Below are 25,704 nucleotides of genomic sequence, written 5' to 3'. Positions count from 1 at the left end.
GCCTGTATTACGGTCTAAGTTTAAGCTATTAAACTTAGGCCAGTCCCTTTGGACCTAAAAGTGTTACATTTCAGGTTTTACAGTTCAAGGAGTTTATAACGATGGCAAAAAAGTATACTAGACGAGGACGAGTCAGCAGATCTGCAGGTAGATTCGGGACAAGGTATGGGAGAAAAGACAGGAAGCTGGTTGCAGATCTCGAAGAACGCATGCGCGCACCCCACGTATGTGTAAAGTGTGCCCGGCCGACCGTAAAGAGGATCGGTACAGGTATCTGGAAGTGTAGCAAGTGCGGACATACCTTCGCTGGCGGAACTTACATCCCCTCCACCAGTGTTGGCCAGAACCTTCTGCGCACCATGAAGAACACCCTTGAGGCAAAATAATTCCGGATTAACCGGTATGTGAGGTTGTATGGGTTACAAGTGCACTCGATGTAAACAGAAAGTGGAAATCGATTACGAGTACACAGGCATACGCTGCCCGTACTGCGGACACAGAATCCTGGTGAAGGAGCGTCCGACTACTATAAAGCAGATAAAAGCTGAGTAAGAACTATGTTCATTACTCTGGCTGACGAGTACGGAGTAGTCGATAGCATGAAGGGTTTCTATTGATGTAAGCCCTTCTCTTTTCATTTTAAGGCATAGCCTTGACAAAAAACAGATGTCTGCGATCAGGACAGTACATATCCATCTCTATTTTCAGCCTGGCCACCAGATCACAGCAGTATGCAAGTTGCAACTCTGTATTTCAAAATTTACAACTGAAAATCATCTCAAAACGGATTAAAAGCAGAAAATTATATGTAATCTCTATTTATAAAAAATGAGATATTTATAGTGTCATAAAATTATATATATTATAAATATTATCAGATGGAGCTAATACATTGGGAAATACAGAAAAACGGAAAAACGGAATTCCTCTTACGATGGTCCAACACCTAGGGCTGAGAGGGAATTTTAAAAACGGAAAAACGAACGTTCCCAATTAGATTTAACCCCAACGATTGATAGATAAACCCTTTTATCCTCTCGATCCTTACTTTTCTATAACTTTTTTCTTTCCAATGTCTTTTATCGAAAATTTTAAACTGCCTTATGCATTATTTGTCTACGTTTAAAAATATTTTCATTCGGGTACATTAAGAAAAACTTTTATTCTTTCACACCTATGGCGAATTACAAGTTTCTAAAACTTGGAAAAACGGGATAAATAAAAAACAGTCGTCCGAAATGATTTAACCCCTTCGGATTGAGAGGAAACCCTTTATCCTCTCAATCACATACTTTTCTATAAATTATTTGTGGCTCTTTTCTGAAAAAAACTTTACGATATAATTATTAAGTTTGCTAAATACAATTTATAGAGTAGAACGGAGGTGGACCAGTTTCATTTGATCAGGAAAGTGTATCTGAAAAGGTACCATGGAATGCCTTAGAGCTCGGAGTCGGATCTATAAAAATGGCCTATTAGTAATCACTCATCTTTATAAATAATGTTGTGCCGTACTCCCCCAAACTCAGGCTATGTATCCCTGGAAAGCATATACGTAATCATTTCCGGGGTCAGTTTGTTTTCCTTCACAATCTTTTCTATCTCCTCTGAGGGTGCGCCTTCCAGTTCTAATTTCTTTAGATCTTTAATAACGGAAATCGGGATGATGTAGTATTCGTAGATGTCTTTCCTGTGACCCCATACATCCCCTTCCATGAGCTGGATTCTCTGGATTTCCAGGTACATTTCGATCGCCTTTGAAACCTTCTGACGGTAAGATTCAGGAAGCTGAATCACCTCAACTTTCGGGCAGGCCTCAACCAGCGCAAAAACATCCATGTTCGAGGGGCGAAACGCCAGGTGAACCACTCTTTCATTAGGATCAAGCGTAAAAATCTCTTCTCTGGAACTAACTACACGTATCTTCATTTAAGTCCCCACTTGTATATTTTTTTTCCGTTGTTACAGTTAATTTACTTATAATAAATATTTTACCCCAGAATATTTTTTATAAAATTCAAAAATAAGAATTCCCCCGAACCCCCGGCGTATAGGCTTTTGATATCTTACACAACGAGGCCCCCACAATGGATCGATCCGCCGGAGTGATGATTCATTGGAACATAGCAGTAATAAATAACTTATAAGTAATAATACGTGTTAATTTTTCAATCAAAAGTATTAAATAATGGGGGGTCGTAGTACACATTGCGTTCTCATCTCATCGCCTCCACAACAAGCATTTCCACACATCGAAGAATGAACATTGGGTATTAGGGACAAACATAAAATCAACACAAGCACAACCATGCGCCGAATTCAACACCTTGAATCTTTCCTACAAAAAACTCCGTTGAACACCGTTCGAGGCTTCCAGGTTTTCCTGGGTGAGAACGCAAATATTTTTTTCAGAGCTTCGGCTTTGTGTAAAAAATCAGGGCAAGAATCTTTTTACACAAAGCCGTTAGACATTACACGTTCAGAATCGCCTGAGGCATATCCTCTTTATCCTCCTTATCTTTTTTCAACCCCTGTTCCCGTTCAATCCACCCCCCAAATATATATTCAAGAAGCCTAAAAAATAACATTCACGGCTCAACATAAGCCGCGGCCAATTTTGCGCTTTCGGTACCAGTCTTCACGAATGTAGCTGCTTTTCGGAAATCGTTTGTAGCTGATATGATATTACCGTTTTTGTAAGCATCCGCCCCTGTTACTATGAATTTACCTGCCTTATTGTAATCTTGTAGGGCTAACCCCCATTGTTTTTGAGCGTCCTGGAGCGTGGAGGATACCGTATAGTTATCATTTTCTTCTATGGCTTCCCGGGTATCGTTTACAAGATTCTGACCCCATTTTCCCAAAACGTCAGCGTCAAACGACTCCCGTGCCCTGCTTACCCCTGCAAAATCAGTTCGAATGATTTTTGATTGATTTTTCGCAGAAGCTATCCATTCTTCATCTTGATATGTGGATGTGTTGGACTGGGGTGAACTTTCCTCAACCTGTAGTGAACTTTCTTCGTCAGCTGATCCCGATGAACTCTCTTCAGCATGACTTGAACTTTCTTCGTCAGCTGATCCCACACACCCCACAGCCAATAAAGTCGCAAAGATTACAAAAAGAACGATAACTTTAGTTACTAATTTCATCACTCCACACCTAAATTTTAGAAATTATGTGAAAAATTAGACGTGAAACTAAATAAATTTTCCTATGTTGTTATTCAATCACAAGTTCTTCTGTAGAAATTACACGTTTGGGCCTGCCAAAACTCTCCCGACCCCCCGGCGTATAAGCTTTTGATATCTTTGAAACAACGAGGCCGTCATAAGGTCAAGTCGTTGGAGATCCACCTGGGGAGATCAGCTGGAGCTCTGGAATACAGCCAGGCCGGGACAGGCAGATCCAGAGGAGCTCAAAGCCTCAGCACGGCTGTCAAAAGTAAAGAAAAGAGTCTTCACGGCCTCGAGTTATCTCAATTCGATTAGTTTCTAGTATGTTATTCTGGTCTTTTTCTCCAACCCCTCCCTCCTAAATATTATTTTTTTTTGCATATGTATTATGAAGTTCGAATAAAATAATTAATTGTAGCAAAGTTGATATGCAATAACTGCCATCTTTGTAAATAATATTTCAAATGTTTGTCTAAGCAAATTCTGAAGTTTTACACAGGGTTGCTTTAAAAAATATTTATGTTTGGAATATCAACAAAAATAGAAAAGAGGGAATAATTATGGTATCTTTAAAAGACATTATGGATGAAGCATCTGCCAAATTAGGAGACGTAAAATTTAAAGGGCTTATGTTAAAAGAAGCCCGGATCAAGAATGGAGCCGGACGTACCCCCGAAGATGTTCTGGGTTGGGACTATATATTCCGGACAAATGATGGAGTTTGCTACAGCTTCTATGAGGCCCAATTCCCATTAATCGGCTTGACCCAGGCGGTTCCGATATCCTGCCCCCTTGGAATACAAACCTTTGATTCCTACGAAATTGACTTCAAAAAAGCAATTGAGATCCTGAACACAATGAACTGCGGAGATGTCTTTGTAGCCATGACACTTTCCTGGCCGTTGACGCCTGAATGCACGGAACCATACTGGCACATCAGAACCTCCCTTGGAAACGACATTTCCATAGGGGCCAACAGCGGCAAACCCAATTGCAACAAGATATAAGTGGCCCCGAAAAATCGGAAATATGTTGGAAGATTAAACATTATTCAATATGGGAAATGCATTAACTAAAAATAAAGGTATATTTGAAAGCTGCAAGAAGCCGGAGAACCCGGAGCTCCGGCATGCAGCCAGGCCGTACAACTCTTGTAGAAACTTAAGGATTCGGGGTCTTATCCTCTTATCCCTCCTCTCTTTTTTCTTTCCCTCCCCCACACCCCCGGCACATAAGCTTTTGAAACTTTTCCCTCAGAATTTGCTGTCAAGTTTAAAAGTAACTACTCAGCCCAAACAAAAAAGATCAATAGCTATCTTCTTTCAATTTTTCAATATTTTGCCTAAAAGCATTCCCAGGACCCAGATAGTGTATAAATTGATCAGTGACTACACATTTCGTTCTAAAATTATAACCCTTGTGACAGTCCCAACACATGTAAACATCCTGATCGATCTTCCGGTCTTCTGGTGCACAATGAGCACAAGCACCATCAAAACAGCCTTCACACCCGGTAGTGTAACCACCATAAAAGGGACAGATTATAACCACGCTAAAATCCTCAGAGCCGCAAAATGGGCATCTCCCATTTTCAAAAGACTCAAAGATATCTTTTTCAGTCAGCAAATGTAATCTCCCCTTTCTTTATGATCGACCAATTCATTTGAAAAAAATTAGACTAGGTACTAAATAAATTTACCTATTTGTTATCCAATCACAACTTTTTCTGTAGACCTTAAACGTTCAGAATCGCCTGAGGCATATCCTCCTAACTCCCCTCCTCTTTTTTGGACCCCTTGGCATTTTTACTTACATCCTCTAATCTCTTGTCCAAACTTGATATTCATGTATTCCCATATTCTCATATCCTGTGCATACAAAAATATAAGCTGCCTCCAAGCAGGGGGAAGGTAAAAATACTTCGTCTTCGTCATGAGAACTATGTTCATTACCTCTTCTCGCAAACCTTCTGCAAAGACCCGGACGCTTTGCAAGTACCTCTCGCGCTTCACCGGTGCAAGTTATGTGAACCGCGGCAAGATGAGCATGCAGCAGCTTCTGGAGTCTGCAGGAGCCGAACCTCTGATACTCGTGGGAGAGTACCACGGAAATCCCGGAGAACTTGGTTTTTACGGAAAAGCCGGGCAACTTCTTTTTTCTGTAAGGTTTACGGAGTCTTATTCCCCAAAAATCGATTCCCACCGCTTCCGGGAACTGGAACCTCTCTTCTCTGGCAGAGGCGAAATTGCCAATGCTCTTGCATCTTTTCTCCCCTTCGATAGGGTTAAAGAAGCTTCTTCTGACGTCCCCCTTATGAAGGTCAGTGAAGAAGAAATCGATTGCATGGACGAAGGAAAGTCCCTTTTCAAGCTCAATATCAAAAGCTTTAAAGTGTACTGATTTAATATCTATTCTTAATTAAAAATTAAGTTGTAGGGTCCAGAACCCTTTCCAAATTAAAATCAATTTTTCTAAGGAGGAAGTCCTTGAAACTTTCTGCAGAATTTGTGTTCGAATCCGGTGAAGCCGAAAAAATCTACATGTCTGTCCTTCCCGAACTAAACGACGCTTTTTCCGACCGCTCTCTTGTAGGGCTCTCCCTTGAAGCCGACGGCCGCCTTGTACTTACAGTAAGAGCCGAAGATGCTGTTTCCATGCGCTCGGCCCTGAACACCTGGTTCCGGTTAATCCAGATCGCCCAGGAAGTCTCAGAGCTTACTGCTGCTGCGCAATAATACCCGACTGGCGCTCTTTGAAGCTGTAAGCTGCCGGAAGGTGGTTGATTAAAACAAAAAATTAGAAAGGGTGTAATTTAAAATTATTTAGTTCCGGTAGGCAAAAGAAGTTCTGAATAATATTTATACTTCCCGGAAACTCTTTATAAGGGCTGGAGGCTTCTCTTCAATATATTTTTTACTTTCAACCTCATTCTACCTAGCTTTTTTCAATCAGCGTTTCTTACGTGTTTTTTAATACCTTTCCCGTCTTATTTCAGCCTTTTTTAGGTCTGAGTTTATTTGGCCTGAAAGCTCTTTCAGGGCACTTTTTGGAATCGGTTTTCCCACGTACTTCAAAGCCGAGGCTGAAACATTCGCCTTTTGCTTCGTCGAGAGGCGTATAAAATCTGCAATCTTGGCATGTAGGCATTCGGATTACTACCTCCAGATATGTGAAGGCCATCTGGTCTGCAATTCCCGGATGAAATTTTCAAGGACAGCAGCTCTGGACCTGTATAAGGTTTCCTCAGGAAACCTGGGCTCAGATGCATGTCCTGTGAATAAATATGTATATGTAAATAAAATGTTTTTGGTAGGTAGTTCCGGAAGCAGGGTGCCGGTTTTTCTCAGGTAAAAAAGTTGCTGGAAATTCACAAGAGAGCTATTTTGAGGCGGAATGAAAAACAGGGTTGGTTTTCGAGCTAAATTGGTTCGGCTTTTGAGTTTAATTATAGTCAAGGACCCAAATTCCGTCACCAATCTCAAGCGAAAGTTTAACCACAGAAAGCCCGGAAAACACAGATAAAGGAAATTGGGGCGTAATCCTTCCGTGCTTTCCGTGTCTTCCGTGGTTATTAATGTAAGTGTAAATATTTACGTTCGGGACTATAAGCCCTTTAAATTATCGAATCTTCTTCAAATTCCACATCCAGCACCGGGAGTTCCCTGACTTTTCCTTCCCTGTCATAGCAGGTCCAGCTTTTCCTATCATAGGGGGAACCCACGATGATATGGCAGTTTCCGGTCTTTGAAAAGAGGCGCAGGTCAGCCCGGGAAGGCCGGCGGCTGGGACCGGGGTGGCTGTGGACGGAGCCTGCGGATTTGACGTTTGGCATCATGTAGAGTCTGAGTATTGCGCTTTTGTTGCTGGACTCGGTGCCCGGGAGGATGAGGACTTCGGTAATGATACCGTCTGTTGCCTGCAGGAGGCCGGCGAACTCCAGGGGGGCCATGGACTTGCTGGCTTCGAGGACGAAGTCCAGGGTTTCACGGGCAATTCCCTTAATCTGCATACTGGTAAGTTTTCCCGGAAGGGATATATCTGTTTCTGGAAGACCTGTTCTTGAAGAGTTTTTTCTTGAAGATCCGTTCTTGAAGAGTTTTTTCTGGAATAATTGTTTCTTGAGCTTTGTTTTTCAGGAAGTATGCGAGTTTCCTCCGGTACGGCGCCTTTATTTAGGTTCTCGAACAAATTATTATGTAACATATTTTATAATTCCATTAGCAAATTGTATAATTCGGGGGTAAGGGTCCGGGTAAGATAGCCGGTCCGGTAAACCGGGTTTTTGATTACGGGGGATCAAGATGAGAGGTACGCGTTTTGCTTCGGAGCCGAAAAAGGCTGCAGATACTCACGCTTCGCTTTATGAAGAATCGCTTGACATGCACAGGACTCTCAGGGGGGTGCTCGAGACGGCGAGCAAGGTCCGCCTGCGCACGATACATGACCTGAGTGTCGCTTATTCACCGGGGGTTGCGGAACCTTGCCGGAAAATAAGTGAAAATCCGGATTTCGCTTATTTCTACACGCTGAAGAACAACACCGTTGCCGTTGTCACGGACGGGTCTGCTGTCCTGGGCCTGGGAAACATCGGGCCTAAAGCGGCTTTGCCGGTGATGGAAGGAAAGGCTATTATTTTTAAAGAGTTTGCCGGGATTGACGCTTTTCCCATCTGTCTCGATACCCAGGAAACAGAGGAGATTATCAAAGCCGTAAAGTACCTGGCTCCCGTCTTCGGGGGGATCAATCTCGAGGACATAAGCGCTCCCCGCTGTTTTGAGATCGAGACCCGACTGCGGGAAGAACTGGACATCCCCCTTATCCACGACGACCAGCACGGGACGGCTATCGTTACGTTTGCGGGGCTCCTGAATGCCCTCAAGCTTGTTAGAAAGGATTTGAAAGCCCTGAAAATTGTCATGTCCGGCCTGGGGGCTGCCGGGGTCGGGATCTTCAGGTTCCTTGTCCGGGAAGGGGCAGACCCGACAAAGATGCTTGTCTGCGACAGCCGGGGGATTGTGTACGAGGGCCGGGAGGAAGGCATGAACCCCGTAAAAGAAGAAATCGCCTGGCTGACAAACCCCGGGAAGTTGAAAGGCAGCCTTGAGGATGCTTTCCCCGGAGCAGACCTTTTTATCGGAGTCTCGGCCGGAGGGATCGTCAGCGAGGATATGGTCCGGTCCATGGCAAAGGACGCAATTGTCATGGCAATGGCAAACCCTGTCCCGGAGATCATGCCCGAGGCCGCAAAGCGGGCAGGAGCCAGGATCGTGGCAACGGGCAGGTCCGATTTCCCGAACCAGCTAAATAACTGCCTGGGCTTCCCCGGAATTTTCAAAGGGGCTCTCAGCACCTGCGCCAGGAAGATAACCCCGGAGATGGAGACGGCTGCAGCCTATGCCCTTGCAGGTATCGTGAAGGACGAGGAGCTTTCCGAGAACTACATAATCCCGGGCCCCCTTGACAAGCACGTGGTCCCGGTAGTCGCAAAAGCCGTTGCAGGGGCATCCGTCGAAAGCTGCTCTGCAAGGCATGTCCTGGAAAAAGAAGCATGAATGCCTGAGTAAGAATTTGTAGAATTGTGGGAGTTGTGGAAAAATGGTGGTAATGGCGGAGAATTTTAAAAGGCTTGGTAGACATGGAGATAACTTTTACTGGAAAAGTAATTTTATATGCAATCCTTTTCCTGTTCGGGCTTTATATTATTCCTCTTTTTGGATGGCAAATAATGGTGTTGCGCGGGAGATCCATGAAAAATCCGGACGGGTCCGTTGACGACTGGCATGAGCAAAAGCTTTTTTATGGCATAGCTCTGGCCGATATTATAATTACGGTTCCTGTGACACTCACCGGTATAGCGTTAATATTCGCTGGTTGGCGAGCTGGTTACTATCTTACCGGCCTGGTAAGTTTCTGGTTCTTATGGACAAATGTAATGACAACCGCAACAAGCCTTCGTTTTGAAAATCCGAAAATTTCCTTCAACTGGCTTATTACGTATCCTTTTGGCGCCGTACTGGGATTAGCATACATAATCTGGTCGCTAGTATATTTTCAAGGGATCTTTGGAGGTCTAAAATAAGAATAAGGAACGAGGTACTACGACAGGGAGTAGTGTACTATGACAGGATGTAATGTGCTGTGACAGGATGTCAGATTCTGTGTTACATAGTAAGGTGATGTGATAGATTGTTAGGTGTGACCGGTGGTTAGGTGTGACAGGAGAAAGATGTGATCTGGGGTGTTGTACTATGACAGATCAAATATTCCCATATGCAAATATAATAGCTGGAATACTTATTTTCATCGTGGGCTTCATTTTTCATTGGGTCGGTCAATTAATTACTCTGATTAACTGGGATTTTGCTGCAAAAATCGGTCTCGCAGAAATGAATATGATCCCGGAATTTAAGGTGTATGAAAATGCAATTGCTGCTGCCGATGTAATGATCGGATGGATCTACGGTATTGCTGCAGCAGGGTTAATTCTTGACGCTCAATGGGCATATAAGCTGGCCTGGTTTCCCGCTGTAATAATGGTTTATCATAGCTTAAGTTTCTGGTTCTGGGTTGGAAACCAGAACAAATCCGGTCATCCTATTCATAGTAATTCATTTAGAATTGGTTGGTTTCTTGCAAATTTTGTAACTGGGGTTTTAGCCATTCTGGTCGCATGGCGGTAAGGCCTGCCTGTGGGCTCTATCGACACCATTTTGAGGGGATTGAGGGATAATTTTTTCCACCGATATTTTAGAGTTTGATTATCCGGATTTTTGGGCTGGCTTGATCCCTTTTTTAGTTATGTTAACGGCTGGAAAAGGAGTTTAAAGGGTGTATTTTGCCGGGAAATTTTCTCATAACTCTTTGCAGATAAAACAAAAGCTTTATATTGGAATTTTACGTACTTCTTTTCTACAGCGTTGTACATAACTGTCCACCATGTATTAAAACCGCGTAACATGGGCTTAATGGGTAACAATATATTTACGGAATCTTAAAAATCTTTAAGTAACAATTGATGAATTCCAATTACTCTTTAGCTTATACTCTGTCAATTCCCTGATTAATTTCTGATCAATATCTGATTAATATCTTTATAGATTTCTAATCAGTCCCCGGATTAATCTCTTATCTCTTGATTGATTCCTGATCAATCCTTTATTGAGCTCCGGGTTAATTTCCTGATCAGTCCCCGGATTAATCTCCGGGTTAATCTCCTGATTGAGCTTTCGAAATTTGCAACTTTAAATTATCAGTTCATTATCAATTTATTACCTACGTATCCGAGATGAGTATCATTGAGTAATAAAAAACTACTAATGGGTAACGAGGCCATTGCGCTTGGAGCCATAGAAGCCGGAGTCCAGGTGGCAACCGGGTACCCGGGTACGCCTTCTACCGAAGCCCTGGAAACCGTAATCAGGCACGCTGACAGCTGCGGGATTTATACCGAGTGGTCCAGCAACGAAAAAGTGGCACTTGAGACGGCTGTCGGAGCCGCGTATTCGGGGGCAAAAACGCTTGTGACCATGAAACAGGTGGGCCTGAACGTTGCTTCCGACCCCCTGATGAGTCTTTCCTACATCGGGGTAAAGGGAGCCCTTGTCCTGCTGGTTGCCGATGACCCGGGCCCTCATTCCTCCCAGACCGAACAGGACACCCGGGTCTTCGGGCATTTTGCAAATCTCCCCGTCCTGGACCCGGCCACGCCCCAGGAAGCTTACGAGCTCACTAAACTGGCCTTTGAGCTTTCCCATGAGTATGAGATTCCCGTGATCCTCAGGACCACCACACGGGTCTCTCACGGCTCCGGGGATGTGGAGCTTGGGACGTCAGCCGGAACTGAAGCCGGTACAGAAACCGGACAGATAGAACCCGTGGCATGGGATTTCGAAGGCTTCACAAGAGACAGGCGCTGGACAATTTTCCCGAGGCTGACGGCTGAGAGGCATCCCTGGCTAGAGGGGCTGCAGGTGCAGCTTTCGGAGCGCTTTTCCAGCCTGCCTTACAATACGGTTTCAGGGCAGGGAAAAATCGGGATCATGGCCTCGGGAGTTTCGGCTCTTTATGCAAAGGAAGCTATCAGGGGCTTTGAAGACTTATTTACCCTCTTCAGGATAGGGACGGTTCATCCTTTCCCGGAGCAAGCTGCCCTTGACTTCCTGAAAGGGATCGAAAGCCTGATTGTTATCGAAGAGCTGGACCCCTACCTCGAAGAAGAGGTCCTCAAACTTATCGGAAAGGAACACCTGCAGGTTGACGTTTTCGGAAAAAAGGACGGCTTTTTCCCGGTAAGCGGGGAATATTCCGTGGACCTCGTGATCGACGGAATCGACAAAGTGCTGGAAGCTGTAGGAGTTGCTTCCCGGCTCTCCCATGCGTCCCCTGCAATTTTGCGGGAGAAGCTGCCTCCCCTGCCTATCCGGGCTCCGACTCTCTGTGCGGGCTGTATGCACAGGACCGTCTTTTACGCTTTCAAGCAGGCCGCAAAACAGCTCAGAAAAGAAGCGAAGGCGTTGCAGGCACCGGATACCGAGCAGACAGTGCAGGCAGTTCAGACAGATACGATTTTCTCGGGAGATATCGGCTGTTACACTCTGGGAAATGCCCATCCCCTGAACATGGTGGACACCTGCCTCTGCATGGGAGCCGGGGTGAGCATTGCGGGCGGGCTTTCCAGGACGAATCCTGGAGCCAGACAGGTCGCTTTCATAGGAGACTCTACCTTTTTCCATTCGGGCATCCCTGCGGTGGTAAACGCGGTCTACAACGAGGCGGATATCACGCTTGCCGTCCTTGACAACCGGACAACCGCCATGACAGGGCACCAGCCTCATCCCGGGATCGGGGTGACGGCGCTTGGGAGCAGCTCGAAAGCCATTGACATTGCAAATGTGGTCCTGAGCTGCGGATTCGAGTCTGTTAAGACCGTGGAAGTCGAAAGCCTGGCCGAATGTGTGGAAGCCGCAAAAGCTTCCATGGAATTCCGGGGGCCTTCGGCTGTGGTGTTCAAAGGGAAATGTGTCGGGATAACGAAATCCGACAAACGCTGCGTAATCGACCCTGACCTCTGTATCGGCTGCGGCTTTTGTGTGAATCAGCTGGGCTGCCCTGCCCTGGCCCTTCCCTATGGAGCGGTCGGGAAGAGCGGAGAGGATGCAGAGAAGGCAGGGAGCGTAGGGAATGCAGGGAATACAGGGAACACGGAGAGTGAAAAACCGCAGATCCTGGACAACTGCAGCGGCTGCGGGCTCTGTGCCGAAATCTGTCCTTCCGGAGCCATAAAGACTGAGGAGGTGCTGAGGTGAAATTCGATATCCTGATTGCAGGGGTCGGCGGGCAGGGTGTTGTGCTTGCTTCCAGGCTGCTTGCCCTTGCCGCTATGAAAGCGGGTTTTCATGTGAGTACGGCTGAAACCATAGGGATGTCCCAGCGGGAAGGCTCGGTAAGCAGCCATATCCGGATAGGGGACGAAGTTTCGGGTTCCCTGATCCCGGTCGGGCAGGCGGACCTGCTCCTGGGTCTCGAACCCGCGGAAGCCGTGAGGAACCTGACATTCCTGAAGAGCGGCGGGCAGCTGATCGTGAATACCCATGAGATCCCTCCGGCTTCAAGGCCACCCGGAAGCCCTGACTACGACCCTGAAAGCCTGCTCTCCTTCCTGAAAGTAAGCTGTCCGGGCATGCTATGCCTTGATTTCACAAAGCTTGCCGGGGAAGCAGGGACGTATAAGGCCGCAAACGTTTCCATGCTGGGAGCTGCTGCAGGGACCGGAGGGCTGCCTTTTTCGAAAGAGGTTCTCCAGGAAGTGCTTGAAACTGAAATTCCCGAAAAGTACAGGGCAGTTAACAGCAAGGCGTTTGAAAGCGCAATGGAAAGGGTTTCCGGTGTCTACTGAAGCCCCTTTCAAATTTCCCTATCCGAATTGAAAATTCCAATATACGGCAATCCCGTATCAAGATAATTTCCAGAATCTGATTGAAATGACAATTCCCAAAATGACAATTCCCAAAATGGCGATTCAAAAAAAGTTAATTTCCAGAATGGAAGTCCCGGGAACTGGGATTTCCGAAATTGACGTCAATCTCAGAAACCTGAGTGGAGCGCAGAAGGTGAGAAGAAATGTATGAAGTATCCGTGGAGTCTGAGCTTGATCCGCAGGCCCAGCTCTATAGTCCCGAAATCTCGGAAAAAGACACCCTTTCAAAACTGAAAAGCCTGCTGAAGCGTGTGGCCGATGGCAGTCCTTTCTACCAGAAGAAATTTAGGGAAGCAAACGTGGATATCGAGGAAATCGAAACCCTGGAAGACCTGAAAAAACTTCCTTTCACGAACAAGGAAGAGCTCAGGGACGCCTACCCCCTGGGGCTGCAGGCGGTTCCTGATTCCGATGTCGTAAGGATTCATTCCTCTTCCGGGACCACCGGCAAGCCCGTGATCATCCCTTACACCAGGAAAGATGTGGACGTCTGGGCCGAGATGATGATGCGCTGCTACATGATGGCAGGCCTGAACAACTTGGACCGGATCCAGATCACCCCCGGGTACGGGCTATGGACCGCAGGGATCGGGTTCCAGCTTGGGGCCGAAAAACTCGGGGCTATGGCGGTCCCCACAGGGCCGGGAAATACCGAAAAGCAGCTTGAGATGATGACCGACCTGAAGTCGACAGCCCTTGCAAGCACCTCTTCCTACGCCCTGCTCCTGGCAGAAGAGATCGAAAAGCGTGGGATAAAGGACCAGATCCACCTCAGGGTAGGGATCGTGGGTTCCGAGCGCTGGAGCGAAAAGATGCGGAACAGGATCGAATCGGAACTCGGGATGGAGACCTTTGACATCTACGGGCTGACGGAGATCTACGGCCCCGGGATTGGCCTGGACTGCTCCCGGCATGAAGGGATGCACTACTGGTCCGACCATCTCTTCTTCGAAATCATTGACCCCATTACCGGAGAACAGCTTCCCGATGGCAGCCTGGGAGAACTTGTAATCACCACGCTCACCAAGGAAGGTGCTCCCCTGATCCGCTACAGGACCCGCGATCTGACCCGAATCATTCCCGGTCCCTGCAAGTGTGGCTGTCCCTTCCCGAGGATCGACCGGATCCTGGGCAGGAGCGATGACAGAATCAAGTTTAAGGCCGTAAACATCTATCCGGGCCAGGTCGAAGACATTATCCATAACAAAGTTCCCGGGGTGAGCAGCGAATACCAGATCTTCCTGACCCGCAAAGAAGGCAGGGACTCCATGCTCTTCAAGGTTGAAATTGAGGGTGCCGATGATCCTGATAGTAAAGCAAAGACTGAAAAATCCCTGAAAAAAGCCTTTAAAGACTTCATCGGGGTCAGTGTTGATGTTGAGGCCGTGAAAATCGGGGACCTGCCAAGAAGCATGAAAAAGAGCAAAAGAGTGTTTGATGAAAGGGAACTTTGAGAGTTCCTCTTCATCAACTTTTGAGTTTCCCGATCGCCTTCTGACTTATTTATTAACAGGGGCTTTTCCCTGTCTCATTTTTGTCCTGTTTTTTTGTTTTACTCCATCCAACTTCTTCAATCTTTTTTTACTCTACCCTATATTTCTTCAATCCCCATTAATTCCTTTCTCGGGAGAGCAGGTCCTGAAAGAGGCATCTTGCCCGGGAATTTCTCCCGGACCGCCGCCTGTTCCGGAAGCTTCTTTTTCCATCTCAATGTCTTTCTTGTAAACGATGGTCCTGTATGGGAAGGGGATTTCAATGCTTTCCTTATCAAAGCGCTTTTTGATAGCTTCCCTGATCTCGCATCCCGAACCGTATGCAACGCTCCGGTCCTTGAACCATACCAGCAGCCGCATGTTCACTGCGAAATCTCCGAGTTCTGTTACGTAGACTTCGATATCTCCCCTTTCCCGGAAGTCAGGGTCTACGGTGTACAGTGCGGGGTAAATGTCCAGAAGCCCCGTTTTTTGGGACTCTTTTTTCCTGAAGCCCGGCCTTAAAATGTTGTATTCCACTTTCTGGGGAGGCATGACGTTGGGATGTTTCCTGGCTTCTTCGACCATAAGTTTCCGGGCGAAGTCGATGTCGGCGTCGTAGCTGATCCCGATGTCTATTGGCCAGATAATCGCAGGGTCTTCGATGGTCCAGTTAATGATGGATTCTTCGCTAATTATGGAGTTCGGGATTATAAGGCGCCGGTTGTCCCAGGTGGTGACCACCGTATGCCTGAGGTTCAGGTCCGTTACTTTCCCGTATTCGTTCATTATGTTGACCCTGTCCCCAACCCTGAAGGGCTGAAATATTGCAAGGGAGAGCCCTGCAATAATGTTGCTCAGCGTGCTCTGTGCCGCAAAACCGATGATGATACCTGCAAGTCCTGCAGAAGCAAGAAGGGCGGTGGCGATGTTCTGGAGGTCCGGGATGCTGAAGATGATAATCAGCAGGCCAATGAAATAGATTGCAGCGACCGTAATATGCCGGAACATCCTGAATGTGGTCATGTCCACATGAAGCCGATCACTTGCGTTTTTCAGGTAGCTCTGCATCAGGTGGTTTGCCAGCCTTGCAACGAAAATAGTGCTCCCTGTCACTATAAGTATAAAGATAAGTGTGTCCAGATTGTTTGAAAACCAGTCAAAGGTCTGGCCAATCCCGTTATCAAATTGAGATAGATTCAAGGTAATGGCAGATTGCGGGAAATGCATGGTACCGGATGTTTGTTAGAGGCTTTATATAAACCTTAATGAAGATTCTACCATAAAACAATTTCCGGAAAAAAAAGGAAAAATGAAAGCCATAAAAAATGTAATATGGCAATTCAGGTCTTTTGGCTCTGTTTTTTCATTACTGCCAGTTCTATTCTGCCAGCTTTCTCCTGTTTGTTTTTTCCTGTTGAAAGAACCTTTTCAGGCAAAACCTCCTTCCTCTTTCATGTAGACCCAGTACCCTTCGTAGGGGGTCACTTCAAAGATGTCGGTTCCCAGCTGGTTTTCGTTCAGTGTACCGTTAAGGCCGTTGTAACCCACAAAGGCATAGGTGCCCGTGCCTTCTTCGTCAGGGACCCAGGGCCCGATGACCTTTGCGTAATAGTCAGCTATAGAAAGCAGTACCGTATCTGCCGGAAGTGCTTCTTCTACCGGAGATCCGATTGCATTCCATCCCTCGTCCAGTTTCATGCTCGGCGGGACAGCAGCAACCTTTCTCTCGGCTTCGGCAAACTGCTCGGCGGCATCGAACTCAACCGTTGCCGGTACATTGATCCAGTACCCTTTCAGGGGTTCCAGGTCTGTGGGTGTCTCAAAGAGTTCGCTTGTAGCGTTGTAGTAGAGCAGGGCATTGTAATCCACACCATCAAGCAGGGACTCAACGGTTGTATTCTTGGCTTCGAAGGGAATCGAGAAGAAGTACCATATCAAAGGCGGTTCTTCCGGTGGGACAAGGACAGCATCGATGACGTGGATTACTCCGTTGCTGGCTTCAACATCTGCGATTATAATTTCCGCCTCGTCAACAAAGATTCTTCCGTCCTCTGTAACGTTGACTGTTATGTTGCTACCCTGTAATGTCATTATTTCTGTCAGGTTTGCCACATCTGCAGCCATCAGTTTTCCGTCAGCCACGTGGTAGAGCAGGATTTCTTTCAGCATATCGGTATCGTTCTGCAGGGCTTCAATAGTCTCGTTTGGCAGTGCTGCAAATGCGTCGTCCGTTGGTGCGAACACCGTGAAGGGCCCATCTCCCTTCAGGGCATCTGTCAGGTTTGTTGCATTAAGCGCTGCCAGGAGAGCCGTGAAGTTCCCGTCCGCTTCTGCCGTTTCAATTATGTCCAGTTCTTCCGGCTCGGGTTCCGGTTCCGGTTCTTCCGGTGGGACCAGGACCGCATCGATCACATGGATAACTCCATTGCTGGCTTCGACGTCCGCGACTATTATTTCGGCTTCGTCAACAAAGATTCTTCCGTCCTCTGTCACGTTTACCGTTATGTTGCTTCCCTGGAGTGTGGTTATGTTTGTCAGGTTTGCGACATCTGCTGCCATCAGTTTCCCGTCTGCCACGTGGTAGAGCAGGATTTCTTTCAGCATATCGGTATCGTTCTGCAGGGCTTCAATAGTCTCGTTTGGCAGTGCTGCAAATGCGTCGTCCGTTGGTGCGAACACCGTGAAGGGCCCATCTCCCTTCAGGGCATCTGTCAGGTTTGTTGCATTAAGCGCTGCCAGGAGAGCCGTGAAGTTCCCGTCTGCCTCTGCCGTTTCAATTATGTCCAGTTCTTCAGGCTCGGGTTCCGGTTCTTCCGGTGGGACCAGGACCGCATCGATCACATGGATTACTCCATTGCTGGCTTCGACGTCCGCGACTATTATTTCGGCTTCGTCAACAAAGATTCTTCCGTCTTCTGTCACGTTTACCGTTATGTTGCTTCCCTGGAGTGTGGTTATGTTTGTCAGGTTTGCGACATCTGCTGCCATCAGTTTCCCGTCTGCCACGTGGTAGAGCAGGATTTCTTTCAGCATATCGGTATCGTTCTGCAGGGCTTCAATAGTCTCGTTTGGCAGTGCTGCAAATGCGTCGTCCGTTGGTGCGAACACCGTGAAGGGCCCTTCTCCTTTCAGGGCATCTGTCAGGTTTGTTGCATTAAGCGCTGCCAGGAGAGCTGTGAAGTTTCCGTCTGCTTCTGCCGTTTCAATTATGTCCAGTTCTTCCGGCTCGGGTTCCGGTTCCGGTTCCGGTTCTTCCGGTGGGACCAGGACCGCATCGATCACATGGATTACTCCATTGCTGGCTTCGACGTCTGCGACTATTATTTCCGCTTCGTCAACAAAGACCCTTCCGTCCTCAGTCACGTTTACCGTTATGTTGCTTCCCTGGAGTGTGGTTATGTTTGTCAGGTTTGCGACATCTGCTGCCATCAGTTTCCCGTCCGCCACATGGTAGAGCAGGATTTCTTTCAGCATATCGGTATCGTTCTGCAGGGCTTCAATAGTCTCGTTTGGCAGTGCTGCAAATGCGTCGTCCGTTGGTGCGAACACCGTGAAGGGCCCTTCTCCTTTCAGGGCATCTGTCAGGTTTGTTGCATTAAGCGCTGCCAGGAGAGCCGTGAAGTTTCCGTCGGCTTCTGCCGTTTCAATGATGTCCATTTCTTCCGGTTCGGGTTCCGGTTCCGGTTCCGGCTCGGGTTCTTCCGGTGGGACCAGGACCGCATCGATCACATGGATTACTCCATTGCTGGCTTCGACGTCTGCGACTATTATTTCGGCTTCGTCAACAAAGATTCTTCCGTCTTCTGTCACGTTTACCGTGATGTTGCTACCCTGGAGTGTGGTTATGTTTGTCAGGTTTGCGACATCTGCTGCCATCAGTTTCCCTTCCGCCACATGGTAGAGCAGGATCTGTGACAGGGCTTCTGTATCGTTCTGCAGTGCTTCAATAGTCTCGTTTGGCAGTGCTGCAAATGCGTCGTCCGTTGGTGCGAACACCGTGAAGGGCCCATCTCCCTTCAGGGCTTCTGTCAGGTTTGTTGCATTAAGCGCTGCCAGGAGAGCCGTGAAGTTTCCGTCCGCTTCTGCCGTTTCAATGATGTCCATTTCTTCCGGCTCGGGTTCCGGTTCTTCCGGTGGGACCAGGACCGCATCGATCACATGGATTACTCCATTGCTGGCTTCGACGTCTGCGACTATTATTTCGGCTTCGTCAACAAAGACCCTTCCGTCCTCAGTCACGTTTACTGTGATGTTGCTTCCCTGGAGCGTGGTTATGTTTGTCAGGTTTGCGACATCTTCTGCCATCAGTTTCCCTTCCGCCACATGGTAGAGCAGGATTTCTTTCAGCATATCGGTGTCGTTCTGCAGGGCTTCAATAGTCTCGTTTGGCAGTGCTGCAAATGCGTCGTCCGTTGGTGCGAACACCGTGAAGGGCCCATCTCCCTTCAGGGCATCTGTCAGGTTTGTTGCATTAAGCGCTGCCAGGAGAGCTGTGAAGTTTCCGTCCGCTTCTGCCGTTTCAATGATGTCCATTTCTTCCGGCTCGGGTTCCGGCTCCGGCTCCGGCTCGGGTTCTTCCGGTGGGACCAGGACCGCATCGATCACATGGATAACTCCATTGCTGGCTTCGACGTCTGCGACTATTATTTCGGCTTCGTCAACAAAGACCCTTCCGTCCTCAGTCACGTTTACTGTGATGTTGCTTCCCTGGAGCGTGGTTATGTTTGTCAGGTTTGCGACATCTTCTGCCATCAGTTTCCCGTCTGCCACGTGGTAGAGCAGGATTTCTTTCAGCATATCGGTATCGTTCTGCAGGGCTTCAATAGTCTCGTTTGGCAGTGCTGCAAATGCGTCGTCCGTTGGTGCGAACACCGTGAAGGGCCCATCTCCCTTCAGGGCTTCTGTCAGGTTTGTTGCATTAAGCGCTGCCAGGAGAGCTGTGAAGTTTCCGTCCGCTTCTGCCGTTTCAATTATGTCCAGTTCTTCCGGCTCGGGTTCCGGTTCTACAATGGTGATGTTCACTTCGTAGCTTGCTTCCTCGATTACCGGGTCTCCCCCTTCGTCAAGAGTGTACAGGAATTTTACATTGTCGCCGATATTCACCGTGTTCAGGCCGAAGTCTTCCGGAGCTAATTCATCGTTTATGAATATGAACCAGAATTCTCCTTTGGTAGCGTTGTTTTCTATTCCATCGATGCTCTCAAGGATGAATGCCCCGGTTTCATTGAACTCCTCATCCGAAGCGTTGAAGGAAAGCTCGCTGGCGTTAAGTGCTCCAATGTCGGTGAAGTTATCGAGCTCATAACTGGCAGTTTCATTGTTGCTCGGGACGAAGGTAAAGTTCCCCGGGATAAGGACAACGTCGTCATCGAAACGCACATTCGGTCCCTCTTCCTCTTCCGGAGGGATCAGGACGGCGTCGATCACATGGATTACCCCGTTGCTTGTTTCGATGTCCGAGATGATTATTTCAGCATCGTTAATAAGCACCTTTGCGCTCCCTTTAGCGTCCACAGTGAGGTTACTTCCCTGCAGAGTTGTTATTTCTGTCAGGTTTACCAGATCCGCTTCCATCAGTTTTTCATCAACCACATGGTAGAGGAGGATTTCTGTCAGTGCTTCCGTATCGTTCAAAAGCGCTTCCAAGGTCCCTTCCGGTAGGGCTGCAAAGGCTTCGTCCGTCGGGGCGAATACCGTGTACGAGCCATTCTCGCTGAGGGTTATGTTAAGGCTTGTAGCATTGAAGGCAGTCGAAAGGATAATGAAGTTTCCGTCCTCTGCCATTGCTTCTGCAATTGTTTTGTTTTCCCCATCCGGCGCCGCCGCGGCGCAGGAAGCCATACTTACAAGTAACAAAATTGTTAAAGTACGTACTAAACAGTTAAATTCCCATCTAATACTTGATTCCCCCACTTGTTTCTTTCAGTAGACACGAACCCTGTTCTGATCTGACTGAATTTCTTTTTTGTGTGAAAAGATATTAATTCCAATCTAATATATCATAAGAAAAGTATTTGTATTTTGTTATTTATATTATTTAATAATGAATATTAATCATTTTATAAAAATTTCTGCGACTATTATAAAATAGGAAGTTGCTCTTGATTTCACTTATTTCTGAAATTTTTTTATCCAATTTTTCATCATAGTTTTCATTCTATGTTTCAGGATATCTTTAAAATTCCTGTTTCCACTTACAGGTGCCTTTTCCGGAATTATTTATTTTGGGGATTTGTCAGTAAACCTGTATTTGGAGTTTCATACATGCAAAAAAGTTAACTGTGCTACGAAACTGTGCTACAGGAGTCAGATATATTAGTTAATTTTTATCTTTTTCCCGTTTTGGAAACATTGCCTTAAAGTGTCTCAAAGAGTGGCTAAACATATCATAAAAAAAACATCTGTAAACTGTGTAATATTTTAATCGGCACAATAAAATTTGTCTATTAGTTCTGTCTTGTGCTGTAAAGTGCACAAAGTGATGTTAAGCACTGTGCCGTAAAACCGGGTAGACCTGTCATAAAGTTGCGAGAAAAATGTAGAGATAGTTAAGAGAATAGTTAAGAGAATAGTTAAGAGAATAGTTAAGAGAATAGTTAAGAGAATAGTTAAGAGAATAGTTGAGAGAATAGTTGAGAGAATAATAGAAGAGGTAACAAACCTTCGGGTAAGCAGAGAATAGAAAAACCTTTTTAAGCCGGATTTATGAAAAAAAATGGAAGGAAGGGGCTTACTTCCTTTCCTTCGCATATGCAACAATTGCGTCCTTGACTCCGTATTTAAAGGCTACAACGAACGCGATTCCCCATGCCAGCGGCCCGAAGAATAGGTAGAGGATGCTGGTGTCAACGAGCATCGTGTCCAGGGCAAGGAGGATCACTATCAGGAGCAAAAAGCCTTTCAGGAGAGGAATTATAATGTCCGCTCCCTCGATTTCCATGTCCTTTACCATACTGCTCAGGTAGTCCATGACAATGTCAATCGTCAGAATCCCTATCATGAGGATCAGAATTCCGATCAGGAGGCGTGGAAGGTATTCGGTTATGTCTATCAGGAGTGCTGTGAACATCGTCAGCCGCAAAATGTCCACTGCTGCCGTAATGAAGATAAGGTATCCGAAAATCCTGATCAACCCGGCTACGATCCCCGAAGCCGTTAAACCCCCTGATTTTAACGAAACCCCGAAGGGAGTACTCTCAAATTTATCGTCAACCCCGGTTGCAACAAGCAGCTTCTTTACCGTATCGCTGATGAAATCAACTATCAGCAGTCCTATGAGCAGCACAAGGAAAGCTGAGACTACCAGCGGGATATAGTAGATGACCTGGGTGATGAAGTCTGCTACTATCTGGATATCCAGCAGATCTATAATTATCACTGCGAAGATGATGTAGATGAACCAACGGATCACGGCTGCAAAGAAGCCTACCGTGCTCATATCCGCTTTTTTTATCATGCCACCGATAGCCGTTTTTTCAACGAGGTCATCAAGTCCTATCTTATCCAGAACCTTCGATCCCAGGTTACCCAGAACCACTCCCACGATCTTTCCGACGATCAGCAGAAGGATAACCACTACGAGGGTCGGAATAAAAGCAATGAACTGGTCTACCATAGTGAGTAAACTATTCATGATTTCCGATTCAGCCATAATAACCACTCCCAATATCGCTTGTGTTAAAGGATCACTTTTCAGGATTATTTCTCAAGCTACCCCTTTTTGGAGAAATATTCCTATTTATATATACTCCATATTATATTATCCAGTATATAATACATATAGCTTTCTGAGATTTAGCTTTCTGAGATTTAGCTTTCTGAGATTTAGCTTTCTGAGATTTGTGGAGGGCCTGTTTTTGAAAACGGATTGCCTGTACGAATCCGGCTTATCCTGACAGCTGCAAGTAGCAGGGATGACCCCGAACTTCGGTAAGGGATGAGCCCGGACTCCGGCAAGGGGAAACTAGGAACTTATGTAAAATTGTTTGTACAGAAACTTAAACTAATTTCAGTGTCAATTTCCATTTGGGAACAGGGGATAAAACAGTGAAAGTCAGGATGTTTGAAAGGAAGAAATCGAAAGTCGGCATGGCTCCCGGTACGCTGGTGCATGTGGGGGAGAAAAAGGCCGAGAGGGTCGTGGTCAGGGTCTGGGCTTACAATCAGAGTGAGCTGATAGAAAAAGAGCTGGAAACTGTCGACGATTGCCTGGTTTTCAAAGACCGGCCCGACCTTAATGTCTGGATCAACGTTGACGGGCTTGACCGGGTTGAGGTTATCGAAAAACTCGGCAACTGTTTCGGAATTCATCCCCTTACCCTGGAAGACATCCTGAATACCGGGCAGCGGCCCAAGATGGAGGATTACGAGTCTTATATTTATACTGTCCTGAAGATGATGCTCCTTTCCAAAACCTGGGACGAAGACCTGGAAGAAATAATCGTGGACCAGGTTAGCATCATCCTGGGTCCGAACTTTCTTCTTTCGTTCCAGGAAAGGGAAGGGGATGTTTTTGGCCCTATCCGGGAGCGGCTCAGGAAACCCGATTCCAGGCTCCGGAAGTCCGGGGTCGATTACCTGGCTTATTCCCTGATAGATTCCGTTATCGACTATTACTTCGTTATACTCGAGAATTTCGGGGAAAAGGTCGAAGACCTTGAAGACGAACTGATAAGCGACCCGACGCCTGAAACCCTGCACACCATCCAGCGGTATAAAAGGGATATGATCCTGCTCCGGAAGTCCGTCTGGCCTCTCCGGGAAATGATCAACGGAATGCAGAAAGTGGAGTCCGGGCTCATTAAAGAGTCAACCCGGATCTACCTGCGCGATGTCTACGACCACACAATCCAGGTCATCGATTCCATAGAGGCTTTCCGGGACATCCTCTCCTCCATGCTCGACGTCTACCTCTCCAGCGTGAGCAACAAAATGAACGACATCATGAAAGTCCTCACTATCATTGCCACTATTTTCATCCCCCTGACTTTCATTGCAGGCGTTTACGGCATGAACTTCGAGTACATGCCCGAACTAAGGTGGAAACTGGGTTATCCAGCAGTCATGGCCTTCATGATTTTGATCGGAATCTTAATGTTTGCCTACTTTAAGAGGAAAAAATGGCTTTGAACTATCCCTCTTTTCCTGCCTTTGGAAGTTGAGGAAGGAATTTCCAGCTTGAGGAGTTTAATCACAATTCTTTTTTTCACTGCTTTTTGTCTCTTCTTTCTGAGCATCAAATTTTATAAATAAGAGCGTAAAACCCCTAGGTCTTTAGCCTAGGGGATATAAGCGTAAACTTAACCCTGACTCAGCATATATATTTCTAAAGTTTCCCTGCTAACGTTCCCTATAGTGCAAGCAAAATACCCCTCACTCCATAATGTATTTTCCTTTCTGTAGTATTGTTTCAGATATTGTTTTTGAGTTTTCCATAACCTATATGTTGTTAGCTGTTTTAACTTTCTTACTATTGAAAGTACGCTAATTTTAGGTTTGCTTTTTACAAGTAAATGGATATGGTCTTTGTCTGTTTCCATCTCTACAATTTCAAAATCTGAACTTTCAGAAATCAAATAGATTAAGTCTTTTAGTTCCTGATCTATTGGTTGCAGCAATTTTTTTCTATATTTGCATACAAAAATAATATGGTACATTAACAAAAATTTGCTATGATTCTCTTTTTCATATTTCACATTCTTGGCTTTACTAGAATGTATATAAACCGTTAAAGCATATGTGATATGATGTTAAAAGCCTATAAATTCAGGTTGTATCCTACAACTGAACAAAAAACGATGATAGCAAAACATATAGGTAGCTGTCGATTTGTTTTTAATTGGGCTTTAGAACTAAAAATTAAATCATACCAGGAAGAAGGAAAATCGTTTTCCAGATATGACATTAATAAGATGATTCCAGAACTGAAAAAAGAACATGAATGGTTAAAGGAATCAAATTCTCAGTCATTGCAAGCAATGACTAAAAATGTGGAAAATGCTTTTACTAAGTTCTTTAGAGAAAAAGCAGGTTTTCCAAACTTTAAATCAAAGAAGAATCCAGTTCAATCCTTCGAAATACCTCAACATTACATAGTTGATTTTGACAAAAATATAATAAAACTTCCTAAAATAGGGAAAATTAAAGCTGTCCTGCATAGGAATTTTGAAGGTAAATTAAAAACAGCAACAGTATCCAGAACTTCAAGTGAAAAATATTTCATTAGTATATTGGTGGATGATGAAAAGGATTTGCCCGAAAAGCAAACATTCACAGAAAATAATACAGTAGGTGTTGATGTTGGAATAAAGGATTTTGCTGTTTTGTCAAATGGAGAAAAAATAGATAATCCGAAATATCTTAAAAACTCTTTACAGCGTCTTAAGGTAGTTCAAAAACAATTAAGTAAGAAGGTTAAAGGCTCTAATAACCGGAAAAAAGCAATAAAAAGGCTTGCTAAAATCCATGAAAAGGTAACAAATCAAAGAACTGATTTTCAGCACAAAGTTTCATCAAGATTAATCCGCGAGAACCAAGCAATAGCGTTTGAAACTCTGAAAGTCGAGAACATGGTACAAAATCACTGTCTTGCACAGGCTATAAGTGATGCTTCATGGTCAAGCTTCATTACAAAAATGGAGTATAAAGCCGAATGGTACGGAAAAACCATTCTGAGAATAGGCCAGTTTGAGCCATCAACAAAATTGTGTAATGTTTGCGGCTATCATAACAAGGACATTACCCTAAAAATAAGGGAATGGGTATGTCCCGAATGCAAAACAGAACATGATAGGGACATAAACGCAGCTATAAACATTAAAAAGTTTGCTTTGCAAGATCAAAATTTGATAGTAATCTAATCTTCCCTATGGAACGTGGGGTTAAGCTTGTGGATTCGTCTAGGATGCTAGGGGAAATGAAGCAAGAAGCCCGTTAAATCTTTAGATTTAGCGGGTAGTTCACCATCATGTGTTGGAACGGGCGAATGAAAATGTTGAGAGCTTCTAGCTGGTGGCGAAAATTCAAAAAATTATGAATAGAATTAAAAGGTTATTAAATTAAACTAAAAGGTCATTCC

General features: G+C 45.7%; 22 protein-coding genes. 14 read left to right on the top strand and 8 right to left on the bottom strand.

What is annotated here, in order from left to right; translation table 11 throughout:
* Window positions 1–101: 101 nt before the first annotated feature.
* Both ACSAZK_RS03025 and ACSAZK_RS03020 read left to right on the top strand, forming a co-directional pair.
* Window positions 102–386, top strand: coding sequence for a 50S ribosomal protein L37ae (locus tag ACSAZK_RS03025; RefSeq protein ID WP_440955942.1), 285 nt, complete (start codon window positions 102–104; stop codon window positions 384–386).
* Between the two features lie 28 nt (window positions 387–414).
* Window positions 415–552, top strand: coding sequence for a DNA-directed RNA polymerase subunit P (locus ACSAZK_RS03020; protein ID WP_082090591.1), 138 nt, complete (start codon window positions 415–417; stop codon window positions 550–552).
* A 978-nt stretch (window positions 553–1,530) separates the two neighbouring features.
* Here the strand turns inward: ACSAZK_RS03020 and ACSAZK_RS03015 are convergent.
* Together ACSAZK_RS03015 and ACSAZK_RS03010 are read right to left on the bottom strand one after the other, a co-directional pair.
* Window positions 1,531–1,929 (bottom strand): DUF1699 family protein, encoded by a 399-nt coding sequence (locus tag ACSAZK_RS03015; RefSeq protein ID WP_440955941.1) that lies wholly within the window; start codon window positions 1,927–1,929, stop codon window positions 1,531–1,533.
* A gap of 659 nt (window positions 1,930–2,588) precedes the next feature.
* Complete coding sequence (locus ACSAZK_RS03010) at window positions 2,589–3,152, bottom strand: hypothetical protein (protein ID WP_440955940.1); 564 nt, start codon at window positions 3,150–3,152, stop codon at window positions 2,589–2,591.
* 605 nt (window positions 3,153–3,757) lie between these two features.
* Here ACSAZK_RS03010 and ACSAZK_RS03005 point away from each other — a divergent pair.
* The 4 genes from ACSAZK_RS03005 to ACSAZK_RS02990 all read left to right on the top strand — a co-directional run bounded on the left by ACSAZK_RS03005 (window position 3,758) and on the right by ACSAZK_RS02990 (window position 5,911).
* A complete protein-coding gene (locus tag ACSAZK_RS03005) occupies window positions 3,758–4,183 on the top strand; it encodes a hypothetical protein (RefSeq protein ID WP_440955939.1) in 426 nt (141 codons plus the stop codon).
* A 49-nt stretch (window positions 4,184–4,232) separates the two neighbouring features.
* The gene (locus ACSAZK_RS03000) at window positions 4,233–4,808 is read left to right on the top strand and encodes a hypothetical protein (RefSeq protein WP_440955938.1); all 576 of its coding nucleotides are present in this window, start codon (window positions 4,233–4,235) and stop codon (window positions 4,806–4,808) included.
* Window positions 4,809–5,117: 309 nt separating this feature from the next.
* Window positions 5,118–5,576, top strand: a complete 459-nt coding sequence (locus ACSAZK_RS02995; protein ID WP_440955937.1) for an rRNA maturation protein — start codon at window positions 5,118–5,120, stop codon at window positions 5,574–5,576.
* Between the two features lie 86 nt (window positions 5,577–5,662).
* Entirely contained in the window at window positions 5,663–5,911 is a 249-nt protein-coding gene (locus ACSAZK_RS02990; protein ID WP_440955936.1) for a KEOPS complex subunit Pcc1, read from the top strand.
* A 256-nt stretch (window positions 5,912–6,167) separates the two neighbouring features.
* On the opposite strand, the gene ACSAZK_RS02985 is transcribed toward ACSAZK_RS02990, so the two are convergent.
* Both ACSAZK_RS02985 and ACSAZK_RS02980 read right to left on the bottom strand, forming a co-directional pair.
* Complete coding sequence (locus ACSAZK_RS02985) at window positions 6,168–6,323, bottom strand: hypothetical protein (RefSeq protein ID WP_440955935.1); 156 nt, start codon at window positions 6,321–6,323, stop codon at window positions 6,168–6,170.
* Window positions 6,324–6,789: 466 nt separating this feature from the next.
* Window positions 6,790–7,185, bottom strand: coding sequence for a Mov34/MPN/PAD-1 family protein (locus ACSAZK_RS02980; protein WP_440955934.1), 396 nt, complete (start codon window positions 7,183–7,185; stop codon window positions 6,790–6,792).
* Window positions 7,186–7,477: 292 nt separating this feature from the next.
* On the opposite strand from ACSAZK_RS02980, the gene ACSAZK_RS02975 reads away from it, so the two are divergent.
* The 6 genes from ACSAZK_RS02975 (at window position 7,478) to ACSAZK_RS02950 (ending at window position 14,606) form a co-directional block, all read left to right on the top strand.
* Window positions 7,478–8,728: an NAD(P)-dependent malic enzyme gene (locus ACSAZK_RS02975; protein ID WP_440955933.1), complete on the top strand. Its 1,251-nt coding sequence runs from the start codon at window positions 7,478–7,480 to the stop codon at window positions 8,726–8,728.
* A gap of 74 nt (window positions 8,729–8,802) precedes the next feature.
* The gene (locus ACSAZK_RS02970; RefSeq protein ID WP_440955932.1) at window positions 8,803–9,255 is read left to right on the top strand and encodes a hypothetical protein; all 453 of its coding nucleotides are present in this window, start codon (window positions 8,803–8,805) and stop codon (window positions 9,253–9,255) included.
* A 169-nt stretch (window positions 9,256–9,424) separates the two neighbouring features.
* Window positions 9,425–9,856, top strand: coding sequence for a hypothetical protein (locus tag ACSAZK_RS02965; RefSeq protein ID WP_440955931.1), 432 nt, complete (start codon window positions 9,425–9,427; stop codon window positions 9,854–9,856).
* 636 nt (window positions 9,857–10,492) lie between these two features.
* Window positions 10,493–12,481 carry an indolepyruvate ferredoxin oxidoreductase subunit alpha gene (iorA, locus tag ACSAZK_RS02960; RefSeq protein ID WP_440955930.1) on the top strand — a complete coding sequence of 663 codons (1,989 nt, stop codon included), beginning with the start codon at window positions 10,493–10,495 and terminating at the stop codon, window positions 12,479–12,481.
* On the top strand, window positions 12,478–13,071 hold the full coding sequence (locus ACSAZK_RS02955) for an indolepyruvate oxidoreductase subunit beta (protein ID WP_440955929.1): 594 nt from the start codon (window positions 12,478–12,480) through the stop codon (window positions 13,069–13,071). The genes iorA and ACSAZK_RS02955 overlap by 4 nt, the downstream gene beginning before the upstream one ends.
* A gap of 224 nt (window positions 13,072–13,295) precedes the next feature.
* Entirely contained in the window at window positions 13,296–14,606 is a 1,311-nt protein-coding gene (locus tag ACSAZK_RS02950) for a phenylacetate--CoA ligase family protein (protein WP_440955928.1), read from the top strand.
* A gap of 147 nt (window positions 14,607–14,753) precedes the next feature.
* Here the strand turns inward: ACSAZK_RS02950 and ACSAZK_RS02945 are convergent, their stop codons facing one another.
* From ACSAZK_RS02945 to ACSAZK_RS02935, 3 genes are all read right to left on the bottom strand, one after another.
* On the bottom strand, window positions 14,754–15,854 hold the full coding sequence (locus tag ACSAZK_RS02945) for a mechanosensitive ion channel family protein (protein ID WP_440955927.1): 1,101 nt from the start codon (window positions 15,852–15,854) through the stop codon (window positions 14,754–14,756).
* A gap of 201 nt (window positions 15,855–16,055) precedes the next feature.
* Window positions 16,056–20,468: a fasciclin domain-containing protein gene (locus ACSAZK_RS02940; RefSeq protein ID WP_440955926.1), complete on the bottom strand. Its 4,413-nt coding sequence runs from the start codon at window positions 20,466–20,468 to the stop codon at window positions 16,056–16,058.
* 889 nt (window positions 20,469–21,357) lie between these two features.
* Window positions 21,358–22,278, bottom strand: coding sequence for a mechanosensitive ion channel family protein (locus ACSAZK_RS02935; protein ID WP_440955925.1), 921 nt, complete (start codon window positions 22,276–22,278; stop codon window positions 21,358–21,360).
* Between the two features lie 437 nt (window positions 22,279–22,715).
* Here ACSAZK_RS02935 and corA point away from each other — a divergent pair, with 437 nt between their 5' ends.
* Window positions 22,716–23,756, top strand: coding sequence for a magnesium/cobalt transporter CorA (gene corA / locus ACSAZK_RS02930; RefSeq protein ID WP_440957091.1), 1,041 nt, complete (start codon window positions 22,716–22,718; stop codon window positions 23,754–23,756).
* A 170-nt stretch (window positions 23,757–23,926) separates the two neighbouring features.
* On the opposite strand, the gene tnpA is transcribed toward corA, so the two are convergent.
* On the bottom strand, window positions 23,927–24,322 hold the full coding sequence (gene tnpA, locus ACSAZK_RS02925) for an IS200/IS605 family transposase (RefSeq protein ID WP_440955924.1): 396 nt from the start codon (window positions 24,320–24,322) through the stop codon (window positions 23,927–23,929).
* A 51-nt stretch (window positions 24,323–24,373) separates the two neighbouring features.
* Here tnpA and tnpB point away from each other — a divergent pair, with 51 nt between their 5' ends.
* Complete coding sequence (gene tnpB / locus ACSAZK_RS02920; protein ID WP_440957090.1) at window positions 24,374–25,486, top strand: IS200/IS605 family element RNA-guided endonuclease TnpB; 1,113 nt, start codon at window positions 24,374–24,376, stop codon at window positions 25,484–25,486.
* Window positions 25,487–25,704: the final 218 nt, after the last annotated feature.

The sequence above is a fragment of the Methanosarcina sediminis genome (genome assembly GCF_052056915.1).
GTDB lineage: Archaea > Halobacteriota > Methanosarcinia > Methanosarcinales > Methanosarcinaceae > MTP4.
Note: the sequence above shows the minus strand (reverse complement) of the source record. Positions and strands in the feature narration are given on the sequence as shown.